The sequence below is a fragment of the Mesorhizobium sp. L48C026A00 genome, assembly GCF_000502375.1.
GTDB classification, from domain to species: Bacteria; Pseudomonadota; Alphaproteobacteria; order Rhizobiales; family Rhizobiaceae; genus Mesorhizobium; species Mesorhizobium muleiense.
In genome coordinates this window covers 176,831-189,901 of the sequence record NZ_AYWU01000001.1, presented here as the reverse complement: position 1 = coordinate 189,901, position 13,071 = coordinate 176,831, and the positions used below count along the sequence as shown (strand labels likewise).

At 64.7% G+C, this 13,071-nt stretch carries 11 protein-coding genes and 1 pseudogene; 4 read left to right on the top strand and 8 right to left on the bottom strand.

The window, feature by feature from the left end; all coding sequences use genetic code 11:
- Positions 1 to 52: 52 nt before the first annotated feature.
- From X738_RS46440 to X738_RS46430, 3 genes and pseudogenes are all read left to right on the top strand, one after another.
- Positions 53 to 973, top strand: a complete 921-nt coding sequence (locus X738_RS46440) for a LysR family transcriptional regulator (protein ID WP_023796877.1) — start codon at positions 53 to 55, stop codon at positions 971 to 973.
- Between the two features lie 208 nt (positions 974 to 1,181).
- On the top strand, positions 1,182 to 2,168 hold the full coding sequence (locus tag X738_RS46435; RefSeq protein ID WP_023796876.1) for a Gfo/Idh/MocA family protein: 987 nt from the start codon (positions 1,182 to 1,184) through the stop codon (positions 2,166 to 2,168).
- A gap of 36 nt (positions 2,169 to 2,204) precedes the next feature.
- A pseudogene (locus X738_RS46430) lies at positions 2,205 to 3,862 on the top strand (FAD-binding dehydrogenase).
- Between the two features lie 5 nt (positions 3,863 to 3,867).
- Here the strand turns inward: X738_RS46430 and X738_RS46425 are convergent.
- The 7 genes from X738_RS46425 to X738_RS46395 all read right to left on the bottom strand — a co-directional run bounded on the left by X738_RS46425 (position 3,868) and on the right by X738_RS46395 (position 11,711).
- Complete coding sequence (locus X738_RS46425; protein WP_023796875.1) at positions 3,868 to 4,809, bottom strand: alpha/beta hydrolase; 942 nt, start codon at positions 4,807 to 4,809, stop codon at positions 3,868 to 3,870.
- A 237-nt stretch (positions 4,810 to 5,046) separates the two neighbouring features.
- Positions 5,047 to 5,829 (bottom strand): carnitinyl-CoA dehydratase, encoded by a 783-nt coding sequence (locus X738_RS46420; RefSeq protein ID WP_023796874.1) that lies wholly within the window; start codon positions 5,827 to 5,829, stop codon positions 5,047 to 5,049.
- 1 nt (position 5,830) lies between these two features.
- Entirely contained in the window at positions 5,831 to 7,900 is a 2,070-nt protein-coding gene (locus tag X738_RS46415) for an acetate--CoA ligase family protein (RefSeq protein ID WP_023796873.1), read from the bottom strand.
- Positions 7,901 to 7,903: 3 nt separating this feature from the next.
- Positions 7,904 to 9,067, bottom strand: a complete 1,164-nt coding sequence (locus X738_RS46410) for an acyl-CoA dehydrogenase family protein (protein ID WP_023796872.1) — start codon at positions 9,065 to 9,067, stop codon at positions 7,904 to 7,906.
- Between the two features lie 4 nt (positions 9,068 to 9,071).
- The gene (locus X738_RS46405; RefSeq protein ID WP_023796871.1) at positions 9,072 to 10,145 is read right to left on the bottom strand and encodes a carnitine 3-dehydrogenase; all 1,074 of its coding nucleotides are present in this window, start codon (positions 10,143 to 10,145) and stop codon (positions 9,072 to 9,074) included.
- On the bottom strand, positions 10,142 to 10,771 hold the full coding sequence (locus tag X738_RS46400) for an HD domain-containing protein (RefSeq protein WP_023796870.1): 630 nt from the start codon (positions 10,769 to 10,771) through the stop codon (positions 10,142 to 10,144). The genes X738_RS46405 and X738_RS46400 overlap by 4 nt, the downstream gene beginning before the upstream one ends.
- 28 nt (positions 10,772 to 10,799) lie before the next feature.
- A complete protein-coding gene (locus X738_RS46395; protein WP_023796869.1) occupies positions 10,800 to 11,711 on the bottom strand; it encodes a 3-keto-5-aminohexanoate cleavage protein in 912 nt (303 codons plus the stop codon).
- Positions 11,712 to 11,822: 111 nt separating this feature from the next.
- On the opposite strand from X738_RS46395, the gene X738_RS46390 reads away from it, so the two are divergent.
- Positions 11,823 to 12,803 carry a GlxA family transcriptional regulator gene (locus tag X738_RS46390; RefSeq protein ID WP_023796868.1) on the top strand — a complete coding sequence of 327 codons (981 nt, stop codon included), beginning with the start codon at positions 11,823 to 11,825 and terminating at the stop codon, positions 12,801 to 12,803.
- Between the two features lie 6 nt (positions 12,804 to 12,809).
- Here X738_RS46390 and X738_RS46385 read toward each other — a convergent pair whose 3' ends face one another.
- The gene (locus X738_RS46385; RefSeq protein ID WP_023796867.1) at positions 12,810 to 13,016 is read right to left on the bottom strand and encodes a hypothetical protein; all 207 of its coding nucleotides are present in this window, start codon (positions 13,014 to 13,016) and stop codon (positions 12,810 to 12,812) included.
- Positions 13,017 to 13,071 lie beyond the last annotated feature (55 nt).

Below are 13,071 nucleotides of genomic sequence, written 5' to 3'. Positions count from 1 at the left end.
CGCGTTCTATAATCGGCTCTTACTCGCACGGGCTGTTCTAAAAAATAGATCAATGAACCGAACGCATCTCTCCCAACTTGCGGTGCTGGCAACCGTCGCCCAGTGCGGCAGCTTTCGCGGTGCGGCCAAGGAGCTCGGCATAGCGCCCTCCGCAGTCAGCCATGCGGTTTCCAGCCTGGAGGCGCGTCTTGGCGTGCGGCTCCTGGCGCGCAGCACGCGCAGCGTCGCCCCGACCGAGGAAGGCGCGCAGCTGCTCGAGCGGCTGAGGCCGGCGCTGTCGGAAATCGATCTGGCGCTGGAATCGGCGGTCGAGGCGCGCGACCGGCCGGCTGGCAATCTCCGGCTGACCGTGCCGCGCACCGCCGCCCACCTGGCGCTGACGCCGCGGCTCGGTGCCTTTGCATCGGCCTATCCCGACATCGTGCTGGAGATCGTCATCGAAGACCGCTTCACCGATGTGGTCGAAGGCGGCTTCGACGCCGGCGTCCGGCTCGGCGAGAGCCTGCAACGCGACATGATCGCTGTGCGCATCGGTCCAAACCTTCGCGGCGCCGTCGTCGGCGCGCCATCCTATTTCGCGACCATGCCCAGGCCGCGCCATCCACACGATCTCGTCGGTCACCGTTGCATCCGCTTCCGTTTCTCCAGCGGCATCCTCTACCGCTGGGAATTCGAGAAGGACGGCGAGGAGATCGAGCTGGCGGTGCAAGGGCCGCTGATCCTCGACGAGGACCATCTGATCGCCAATGCGGCGGCCGACGGCGCTGGGCTTGCCTTCCTGTTCGAGGACTATGTCCGCGAGGCGTTGGCCACCGGCCGGCTCATTCGCGTGCTGGAAGACTGGTGCCCGCCCTTCGACGGTTTCTTCGCCTACTACCCGAGCCGCCGCCAGATGCGGCCGGCGCTGCGAGCCTTTGTCGATTTCTTCAAGATAGAAAGCCGGCTTGTAGGAGCGTCGTCGGCTTCGACATGACACATACAGGTAGAAGGGGATAGCCTTTGCAGGACCTGGTTTCCTCGCCCCCCTTTGCGGGGACGAGGAACCCAAGCTCTGCGGAGAGCAGCGCCAGCATCCGAACAAGCCGCAGACGATCGCCTTGCTCGCTGCCATGCTTCGCATTGGCTTTTTTGCCGATTTCAGGCAAACCTCCACGCCTGCAATTTGAAGAGGGAGAAGCCTGATGTTCCGATGGGGTGTTTTGTCGACGGCCAAGATCGGCCGCGAGCATCTTTTGCCTGCAATGGTCGAGGCGGAGAACGGCGTGCTGTCGGCGATCGCCAGCCGCGACCTGTCGAAAGCCCGTGCCCTGGCCGATCGGTTCGGCGCCCCCCATGCCTTCGGCTCCTATGACGAGCTGCTCGCATCCAGGGATGTCGACGGCGTCTACATCCCGCTGCCGACCGCCCAGCATGTCGAATGGACCGCCAAGGCGATCGAGGCCGGCAAGCATGTTCTGGTCGAAAAGCCGCTGGCGCTCGACGCCAGGGACATTCCGCCGCTGATCAAGCTGCGCGACGCGAAAAACGTGCTGGTCTGCGAAGCCTTCATGGTCGTCTACCACCCGCAATGGGTCAAGGTGCGCGAGCTGATCGCCAACGGCGCCATCGGCCGGCTGCGCCATGTCCAGGGCGCGTTCTCCTACTACAATGTCGATCCCAATAACATGCGCAACCAGCTCGACCTCGGTGGCGGCGCGCTGCCCGACATCGGCGTCTACCCGACGGTGTCGACGCGCTTTTCGACGGGCAAGGAGCCGCTGCGCGTCCAGGCGACGATCGAGCGCGACAAGACATTCGGCACCGACATCTACTCCTCGATCCGCGCCGATTTCGGCGACTTCGAATTGTCGTTCTATCTGTCGACGCAGATGGCGGCGCGGCAGGTGATGGTGTTCCACGGCGAGAAGGGCTTCATCGAGGTGCTTTCGCCGTTCAACGCCGGCATCTACGACCACCATCGCATCGAGCTGCACAACCAGAACCACAGCGATGCGCAAGTGTTCCGCTTCCCCGGCATGCAGCAATACCGGCTGGAGGTCGAGGCCTTCGCGCGGGCGGCACAGGGCGGCACCGACCGCGTCTTCACGCTGGAAGAGTCCGTGCTCAACCAGAAGGTCATCGACGCCATCTTCCGCGCCGGCGAGAAGGAAGGCTGGGAGACGGTCTGACAATCGTCAGCCGGGGAGGAGAGCCGGGGGGAGAAGGTGGCTGACGATGCGGATGTGATCATTGTCGGCGCCGGCCTTGCCGGGCTCGTCGCGGCGGCCGAGCTGGCCGAGGCCGGCAAGAAGACCATCGTTGTCGACCAGGAGCCTGAACAGTCGCTCGGGGGCCAGGCGTTCTGGTCGCTTGGCGGCATCTTCCTCGTCCATTCGCCCGAGCAGCGGCGCATGCGCATCCGCGATTCGCATGATCGGGCGCTCGAGGACTGGCTTGGCACCGCCGCCTTCGACCGTGCGGAAGATTTTTGGCCGCGCCGCTGGGCCGAGGCCTATGTCGGCTTCGCCGCCGGCGAGAAGCGCTCCTGGCTGACGCAGCGCGGCATGAAGTTCTTCCCAATCGTCGGCTGGGCCGAGCGCGGCGGCGGCAACGCCGTCGGCCACGGCAATTCGGTGCCGCGCTTTCACGTCACCTGGGGCACCGGGCCGGGCGTGCTCGACCCGTTCGTACGGCGCGTGCGCGAGGCCGAGAATAGCGGGCTGATCCGATTCAAATTCCGCCACCGGGTCAACGAACTGACGCAGACAGGCGCCGCCGTGAATGGCGTGCGCGGCGACATGCTTGAGCCGAGCGATGTCGAGCGCGGCCGCAGGAGTTCGCGCGATATCGCCGGCGATTCGAGCTCAAGGCGCAAGCGGTCATCGTCGCCTCCGGCGGCATCGGCGGCAATCCCGAGCTTGTCCGCAAAAACTGGCCGCAGCGGCTCGGCACGCCGCCCAAGTGCATGATCTCTGGCGTTCCCGACCATGTCGACGGCCGCATGCTGGCGATCACCGAACAGGCCGGCGGCAGCATCATCAACCGCGACCGCATGTGGCACTATGTCGAAGGCATCAGGAACTGGGCGCCGCTCTGGACCGACCATGCAATCCGCATCCTGCCCGGCCCGTCGTCGCTGTGGCTCGACGCCCGCGGCAAGCGCCTGCCGGTGCCGCTCTATCCCGGCTTCGACACGCTGGGCACGCTCAGCCACATCATGAGCACCGGCTTCGATTATTCCTGGTTCATCCTGACCAAAAAGATCATCCAGAAGGAGTTCGCGCTGTCGGGCTCCGAGCAGAACCCCGACCTCACCGGAAAAAGCTGGCGCCAAGTGCTTGGCCGCGCCACATCGGGCGTTCCCGGTCCGGTAAAGGCGTTCATGGAGAAGGGCGAGGATTTCATCGTCGAGCCTGATTTGCCGGCGCTGGTCGCCCGCATGAACGCGCTTGTCGGCGGCGAGCCGCTGCTCGAACTGGCGCAGGTCAAGCACGAAATCCGCGCCCGTGACCGGCAGCTCGACAATCCGTTCTCCAAGGATATGCAGATCACCGCCTTGCGCGGCGCCCGAGCCTATCTCGGCGACCGGCTGATCCGCACGGCCAAGCCGCACAAGATGCTCGACCCTGCCAATGGGCCGCTGATCGCGGTCAGGCTCAACATCCTGACCCGCAAGACGCTGGGCGGTTTGCAGACCGATCTCGACAGCTGCGTCCTGGGTACCGATGGCCAACCGGTCGAAGGATTGTACGCGGTTGGCGAAGCCGCCGGTTTCGGCGGCGGCGGCATGCATGGCTATGCGGCGCTGGAAGGGACGTTTCTTGGCGGCTGCATTTTTTCAGGCCGCAGCGCCGGCCGGGCGGCGTCGCGGGCAGTGGGGTAGGACCCTCACCAGATCCATTCGCCGCGTCCCAGAGCCGATACCGCGTCAACGATCCGGGTAAAGCTCGAGCGCGCACGACCGACCGTGTGCCGGCCTCTGAGATAGCCATGCACCAGCCCCGGCTCTTCGAACCAGTAGGCGTGACCCTCCTCCGCGACGAGGCGGTCGCGATAGGCCTCGCCGTCTGACGACAGCGGGTCGCATTGGGCGGTGATCAGCACAGTCGGCGGCAGATTGGCAAAATCGGCATCGGCCAGCGGCGACAGCGTGAGATCGCCGGTGCGGTCTTCGCCGCCGGTCCTGATATTCGTGTAGAAATCGAGGTCGCGGACCGTCAGCATCGGCGCCTCGGCATGGGTCACGTAAGAGCTTTGCGAGCGGTCGCCGCCAAGGCCGGGATAGATCAGCACCTGGCCGATCGGCCTTCGTGCATGGCCGCGCGTCGCATGGCTGACCGCGGCGGCAAGATTGCCGCCGGCGCTGTCGCCGCAAAGCAGGATCGGGCGCTTGTAGGTCGTTGCCGCCCATTCGAAGGCGCTGATGGCATCGTCGAAGCCGGCCGGATGCAGATGTTCCGGCGCCAGCCGGTAATCGACCGAAACCAGCTCATAGCCGGTGCGGCTGCAAAGCTCGGCGCAGAGGTCGTCATGGCTGTCGAGCCCGCCGAGGATATAACCGCCGCCATGGAAATAAAGCACCATCGCCGCCGCTTCCGGCGCGGGTGTGCGGTAGATGCGGATCGGGATGGGATGCGAAGGCGTGGCAATGGCGGTGGTCTCCGCCGTAACGTTGTCTGGGTGGCCGGCAGAGAATTCACGGCACATGCGGTCGTAGATGTCGCGCTGCTGATCGATCGTGTAGTCGATCGCATCAGGCGGATAGTAGGAATTGGTCCGCTCGATGAAGGCCCAGGTCTCGGCGTCGATCAGTTTTTTGTAGTCGGTCATGGACGCTGACCGGATCGCAACGAATTCGCCTGGACACCCCCCTCTGGCCTGCCCTGTTTGACAGAATTTGGCATCTCCCCCTCAAGGGGGGAGATTGGCAGCTTCGGCCTTGCAGCCCATCTTGCAACGTTGGAGATTGGCGAAAATCGAAGCGACATCCGATCTCCCCCCTTGAGGGGGAGATGGCCGGCAGGCCAGAGGGGGGTGTGACGGAGTGCCGTCATTTCAACAATACCTTCACTTCCCCTTCCACACTGGGTCGCGCTTTTCGGCAAAGGCGCGAAAACCCTCGAGATTGTCCTCCGAGCCGTACAGTGCGTCAACCGTCGGCAATTGGCGGCGCGTCACCCGGTTCATCGCGTCCTGGAAGGTGAGTGCTTCGGCGACCCGCGCCGTCTCCTTGATCGCGGCAAAGACCAGCGGCGGACCGCCGGCGAGCAGTCGTGCGATCTCCCAGACGCGATCCTCGAGCTTCTCCTTGGGCAGAACCTCGTTGACCAGACCCCAGCGATGCGCTTCGGCGACATCCATCCAGCGGCCGGTGAACAAAAGGTCCATGGCGACATGATAGGGAATGCGCTTCGGCAGCTTGATCGTCGCTGCATCGGCCAGCGTGCCGGCGCGAATTTCCGGCAGCGCAAAGGAGGAGTGATCCGACGCGTAGATGAGGTCGCAAGACAGCGCCAGCTCGAAGCCGCCGCCGACCGCCATGCCGTTGACGCAGGCGATGACCGGCTTGTTGAAATCGCGCAGCTCCTGCAGCCCGCCGAACCCGCCGACGCCATAGTCGCCGTCGACAGCATCGCCGCCGGCCGCGGCTTTCAGGTCCCAGCCGGCGCAGAAGAACTTGTCGCCGGCGGTCTTGACGATGGCGACCCGCAGATCCGGATCGTCGCGGAACGCCTTGAAGGTCTCGCCCATCAGCCGCGAGGTGTTGAGGTCGATAGCGTTGGCCTTGGGCCGATCGAGCGTGACTTCGAGGATCGTGCCCTCGCGGCGGGTGGTGATGACGTCAGACATTCTAGTTTTCTCCAAGCACCAGCAGCGCGTCGGCGATCCAGGCGCCTTTGCCTTGCGCGCAGACGATCAGCGGGTTGATGTCGAGCTCCTCGATCTCGCCGGCATTTTTCTGCACGAAGGCGGCGATGCCTGATATCGCCTCGATGGCCGCCGCGAGATCGGCCTTGGGCCGGCCGCGATAGCCTTCGAGCAGCGGGAACAATTTGAGCCGGCGCAATGCCGCCTCGATGTCGTCGCGGGTCGCCGGCAGCATCAGCGTGACGCTGTCGCGCAGCAGCTCGACCAGCACACCGCCGGTGCCCAGCGTCATCACCGCGCCGAACATCGGGTCACGGGTGAAGCCGACGAGCAGTTCGGCGACGCCGTCGCGCACCATGCGCTCGACATAGAGGCCGGTGCCGAGCGCATCGAGATCATGGGCGGCCGTGCTGACGGATTCGGCGTCCCTGAGGTTGAGCCGAACCGCGTCAAGCTCGGATTTGTGGGTGACGCCCAAAGCCTTCAGCGCAACCGGAAAACCGAGCGCCATCGATGAGATGACCGCCTCGACCGCATTGCCGGCGCGTTCACCCCTCGGCACGGGGAGCCCGGCCTCGATCAGCCGCGCTTTCGCCTCGGCCTCATCAGGCGTGACATGCTCGCCGGCCGGCGCCCCGGAAGCGGAGGTGTCGATCGGCTGCGCCTGCGGCTCGCGCCAGGCCCAGCCGATGAAGGCGGCCGCCTGGGCGGCGTCCATGGCTTCGGAAATGCCGAACAACGGCACCATGCCGCGTCCCATCAGCCCGGCGGTGTATTCCTCGGGCAGGTTCTCCGGCAGCGAGGAGACGATCGCGCCCTGCGCCTTGTTGGTCTTCAGCGCCGATTCGAAGGCGCGCAGCGTCGTCCACCAGTCGGTGTCGGAGCAGCGGTCGGGGCGCGGGAAATCGAGCACCAGCATGTTGAGGTCGAAGCCGCCCGACACCATGGCGGTGAAGGTGGCGGTCATCGCCGGCTCGTTGTTCCAGATGAAGGTGTGGTAGTCGAGCGGGTTGGCCACCGCAACCAGCGGCCCGAGCGTCGATTTGACGTGGGCGCGGTGGGTGTCGGTCAGCGCCGGGAAATTCACCCAGCGGCCTTCGGCGCTGTCGGCCATGACAGACGCCTCGCCGCCCGAACAGCTCATCGACGACAGCCGGTAGCCGGGCAGGGGACCGGTGACGTGCAGCAGCTTCAGCGCCTCGATGAAGGCCGGGATGGAATCGACGCGGGCGATGCCGAGCCGCTTCAGGAAGGCGCCCGAGGCAGCGTCCGAGCCGGCCAGCGACGCGGTATGCGACACCGTTGCTAGCCGCGCCTGCTCGGAGCGGCCAACCTTCATGGCGATGATCGGTTTCTTCAGCTCTCGCGCCCGCGCGGCCAGCCTTTCGAAGCCGGCTACCGAATCGAACGCCTCGATATGCAGGCCGAGCGAAGTGACCCGATCGTCCTCGATCAGGCCGAGCGCCATTTCCGAAAGGCCAGTCTGTGCCTGGTTGCCGGCGGTCATCAGAAAGGCGATCGGCAGGCCGCGCTTCTGCATCGTCATGTTGATGGCGATGTTCGACGACTGGGTGATGATGGCGACCCCGCGGCCACCCTCTGCCAGCCTGATGCCGCCATGCTGGTCGGGCCATAAAAGCGCGCCGTCGGCATAATTGATCAGGCCGTAGCAGTTCGGCCCGATGATCGGCATCTGGCCCGCCGCAGCGACCAGTTCCGCCTGCAATCGCTCGCCATGCTCGTCATAAGCCTCGGTCTCGAGAAAGCCGGCGGCAAAGCAGACGGCGCCGCCGGCACCGCGCTCGGCCAGCGCCTTGACCACCTCGATGGTCAAATGCCGGTTGACGCCAACAAAGGCGGCGTCCGGGGCGCCGGGTAGATCAGCCACCGAACGGTAGGACTTGCGGCCGGCGACTTCGTCCTTGGTCGGGTGCACCGGCCAGATCTCGCCGGCAAAGCCCATCTTGATCGACTGCGCGACGACGGCGGCGGCCTGTGCGCCACCGAACACGGCGATCGTTCGCGGGCGCAAGAGGCGCTCAAGTTTGTGCATTTATCAGCCCCCGAACGGGCGCAGCAGCGCCCGTGAAATGATGTGGCGCTGGATTTCCGACGTGCCTTCCCAGATGCGCTCGACGCGGGCGTCGCGCCAGATGCGTTCCAGCGGCAGATCGTCCATCAGCCCCATGCCGCCATGGATCTGGATCGCCTCGTCGGCGACGAAGGCAAGCATTTCGGTGGCCTTCAGCTTGGCCATGGCCATGTCCTGATCGGTGACGGTGCCCTGATCGTACTTCCAGCCGGCTTCGAACACCATCAGGTCGGCCGCTTTCAGTTCTGTCGCCATATCGGCAAGCTTGAATGAAACGCCTTGGAACTTGCCGATCTGCTGGCCGAACTGCTGGCGCTGCGCGGCGTATTCGATCGCATGGCCAAGCGCCCGCTCGGCCCGGCCGAGACAGGTCGCGCCGACCTGCAGGCGGGTCGCGCCAAGCCACGAATTGGCGACGTCGAAACCCTTGTGGACCTCGCCCAGAACCTGGGCTCCGGGTAGCCGGCAATCGTCGAATTCGAGGATGGCGTTGGTGTAACCGCGGTGCGAGACGTTGCGGTAGCCGTCACGCACCGTAAAACCCTTGGTGCCCTTGTCGACGAAGAAGGCGGTGATCTTCTTGCGTTTTCCACGCGGCGTCTCCTCTTCGCCCGAAGCCATAAAGACGATGGCGAAATCGGCAAGATCGGCATGGCTGATGAAGTGTTTGGTGCCGTTCAGCACCCAGTCGTCGCCGTCCTGAACCGCGGTCGCCTTCATGCCGCGCAGATCGGAGCCGGCACCCGGCTCGGTCATCGCCAGGCAATCCCATTTCTCGCCGCGAATGCAGGGATAGAGATACTTTTCGCGCTGCTCCGGCGTGCCGGCCAAGAGGATGTTGGATGGCCGCGCCACGCAGGTCCAGTGCAGTGCGTAATTGGCGCGGCCGAGTTCCTTCTCGTAAAGCAGCCAGGTCACCGTATCGAGGCCGGCGCCACCGACCTCCGCAGGCATGTTGGCGGCATAGAGCCCGGCTTCGATCGCCTTGGCCTTGATCTCCTCGATCAGCTCGCGGCGCAGCACGCCGGTGCGCTCGACCTCGCGCTCATGCGGGTAAAGCTCGTTCTCGACGAAGGCGCGCGTCGTCTCGACGATCAGTTTCTGTTCCTCGGAGAGGCCAAAATCCATGGTCTCAGCCTTTCTTCTTTTTCTTCGGCTTTTCGGCCTTGGCCTTCTCGGCCGCCTTGGAGGCGGTGGGCTTCTTCGCCGCAAGCTTGGCGAGCTGCTTGGTATAGTCCTTGTGCAAAGCGCCGGCGCCCCAGCCCCTGCCTTTGTTCTGCTTCGAGAGCGCATCCATGATGGCGACCAGATTGTCGTCGCGGATCTTTTCGAGCTCGCGGATCGACAGGCCATCCGCCTGATCGTCCGACTGCGTGGCGATCAGGTCGACCAGTTCGTCGTTGAACTCCGGCACATCCATCAGCTTGGTCCACGGCCATTTCAGGCACGGCCCGAACTGCGCCATGAAATGGCGCATGCCGGCCTCGCCGCCGGCGACGCGGTAGACCTGGAACATGCCCATCTGCGCCCAGCGCAGGCCGAAGCCATAGCGCATGATGTCGTCGAGTTCCTCGACCGTGCAGATGCCGTCCTTGATCAGCCACAGCGCCTCGCGCCATGCCGCCTCCAGCAGGCGGTCGCCGACGAACGCCTCGATCTCCTTGCGGATCACCACCGGTTTCATGCCGATCGAGGCGTACATCTCCTTGGCGACCTCGATCGCCTCGGGAAAGGTCTGCTCGCCGCCGACGATCTCGACCAGCGGAAGCAAATAGACCGGGTTGAATGGATGGCCGACGACCAGCCGTTCCGGATGCTTCTTCATCGCCACCTGCATGTCGGTCGGCTTGATGCCGGAGGTCGAGGAGCCGACGATGGCATTGGCCGGCGCATAGAGGTCGATCTCGGCCAGCACGCGGTGTTTCAGGTCGAGCCGTTCCGGCACGCTTTCCTGGATGAAATCGGCATCGGCGACGGCGTCGGCAATGGTCTTGGCAAAGGTCAATTTGCCTTCTTTTGGCAGGCCGTCGGGCAGCATCTGCTTGTAGGCGCGGCGCGCGCCTTTCATCACTTCGCCGACCTTGCGCGCGGCTTCGGGGTCGGGATCGAAAATCGACACGTCGATGCCGTTCAAGAGCAGTCGCGCCACCCAGCCGGCGCCGATGACGCCGCCGCCGATTACAGCTGCCTTGGTGATGATGCTCATGCGGAGGCTCCGGTTCTTGTCCTGGCTTTTTCCAGGTCGATGAGAGGCACGCGCTCGCCGGCGCGGATCACGGTGGGGTCATAGGCCCTGCGCGCAAACACCTCGAGCACGAAGGGCCGGTAGAAGTCGATCGGCAACGTCTCGTAGTCGGGGTCGAAGCTCGACTGGTCCCAGCGCTCACAGAACTGGTCGCAATCGTCGAAATAAAGGTGGCCGGCGAAACGGTCGCGCGCATGCGGATTGCCGCCGAGATGGTGGGCGTAATAGAGGCGCTGGAAGTCGCCGTGCTTTTCCACAACCCAGGTGCACTGCTCGCGCACGAAAGGTTTTAGGACCGAAGCTGCATATTCGTCGTGATTGTACGGTGCGTAGACGTCGCCGATGTCGTGCAGCAGGGCGCAGACGATCCAGTCGGTGTCGGCGCCGTCGCGCCATGCGCGCGTCGCCGCCTGCAGCGAATGGCCGAGCCGGGTGATCTTGTAGCCGGACAGGCCTTCGTCGAGTTGGACAAGCGCGTCAAGCAGCCGTTCGCCGGTCTTCGCCGCATAGTCGATCTCGTGCTCGGTGAGGAACGCGTAATCGTCGCGGTCGCCATCCTTCATTGCGGTGAATTTCACGGTCTTCATCGGCGGCTCCTCCCTACCGATTGCTTGTTCAAAGCGGTGCGCGCTTCGTCAAATTGAGCTTCTTGCGCACTTCATCGGGGCCGATGACCCTTGCGCCCATGTTCGACACGATGCTGACCGCCCGCTCGACCAGCTGCGCATTGGTTGCCAGCACGCCCTTGTCGAGCCAGAGATTGTCCTCGAGCCCGACGCGGACATTGCCGCCGGCCAGCACCGCGGCGGCGGCATAGGCCATCTGGTTGCGGCCGATGGAGAACGCCGACCAGGTCCAACCTGACGGCACATTGTTGACCATCGCCATAAAAGTGTTGAGATCGTCCGGCGCGCCCCATGGCACGCCCATGCACAATTGCACGAGAGCATCCGGGTCCAGCACCTTTTCCTCTACCAGTTGCTTGGCAAACCACAGATGGCCGGTGTCGAAGGCCTCGATCTCCGGCTTGACGCCAAGCGCCGTCATCATGCCGCCCATGGCGCGCAGCATGCCTGGCGTGTTGGTCATGACATAGTCGGCCTCGGCGAAATTCATGGTGCCGCAGTCGAGCGTGCATATCTCCGGCAGGCACTGGCGCACATGTTCCACGCGGTTGGTGGCGCCGCCCATATCGGTGGCTTTCTCGTTCAGCGGCAGCGGGTTTTCCGGCGAGCCGAACACCATGTCGCCGCCCATGCCGGCGGTCAGGTTCAGCACCACGTCGACGTCTGCCGCACGGATGCGCTCGGTCACTTCGCGATAAAGCTGCACGTCGCGGCGCGGCCTGCCGGTTTCGGGGTCGCGCACATGGCAGTGGACGATCGCCGCACCCGCCTTTGCCGCGTCGATGGCCGAATCGGCGATCTGCTTGGGCGAGCGCGGCACATGCGGGCTGCGGTCTTGCGAGCTGCCGGACCCGGTTATGGCACAGGTAATGAAGACCTCACGGTTCATCGCAAGCGGCATCGACTTTTCTCCCAATCAGCACAGATGGTCCCGATCAAACATGGACCCAATCGAACAGATGGCAACAATGCCTGACTTGCCGGAAACTGTTTTGCATTTTACGAAGTGCGTATGATGAAAAACGAAAAGTCGTCGATCTTTCGCGCCGAACGGTTGCCGCTCAAGGTGACGCTGCTGGTGTTTTCCGGGTCGTCGATCATGTGCGTGGCCTCGGCCGTCGATCCGCTGCGCGCCGCCAACCGTATTGCCGGCGAGACGCTGTTCGATTTTAGGCTGGTTTCGGTGACCGGCGAAGCGCCGGTCACCACATGCGGCCTGCCGGTTGCGGTCAGCGGCCGCTTCGATGCGGCGGATACGACGGATGTGCTTGTCGTCGTCGCCGGTTTCGGCACGCAGAACTATGCCACGTCGGCCCTGCTTGCCGGCCTGCGCCGAGCGGGGCGCGCCGCACGCGCCTGCGGCGGCGTCGAAGCCGGTACCTGGCTGGTCGCCCGCGCCGGTCTGCTGGAAGGGCGCAGCGCCACCACCCATTGGGAGGACATGGAGGATTTCTCCTCGGCCTTTCCCGAGGTCGACGTTCGCCCCGACCGCTATGTCATCGACGGGCCGGTCTTCACCTCCGGTGGCGCTTCGCCGACCTTCGACCTGATGCTGCATCTAATCCGCACGCGGCTCGGCATGGCGGTCGCGCTCGATGTGGCAAGCGTCTTCATCTACGACCAGGCACGCGCCGCGACCGACGCGCAGCCTTTGGTCTCGCTCGGCCGCCTCGACGGCTACGATCCGCGGCTTGCGCAAGCCATCCGGCTGATGGAAGCCCACGTCGACCAGCCCTTGACCATCGCCGCGGTGGCAAAGCGTGCCGGGGTGACGGCACGTACGCTGGAAAGCATCTTTCGCAAGTCGATCGGCGAGACGCCGGGCGCCTATTATCTCAGGCTGCGGCTGGGTGCAGCGCGCCGGCTGGTGGTCGACACGCGCGTGGCCATGGCCGATATTGCCGGGCGAACGGGGTTCTCGTCCGCCGCGGCATTTTCCAGGGCGTTCTCAAGAGCTTTCGGCGAAGCGCCGGTCAGGCTGCGCAGGAGATAGTCGGGATCAGGCAGCGTCCTGGCGGTCGCTTTTGCCGTCGATCTGCGAGCGCATCTGTCTCGCAAGGTGGGTCTCGAAGCGGCTGGCGACCGCGCGGTCCCATTCGTTTGCACCGCGCGCGCCATCCTTCGGATGCGGCAGCGCCATCAGCCGGTCGATGATCGATCCCTCGCCAGATGAGAGCAGGGCGTCGATTTCGCGTTCGTGCTGCATATCGGTTCGCCTCCTTCTTTCTGTTCCCGCCACGAACCACATATACAAGATTCGT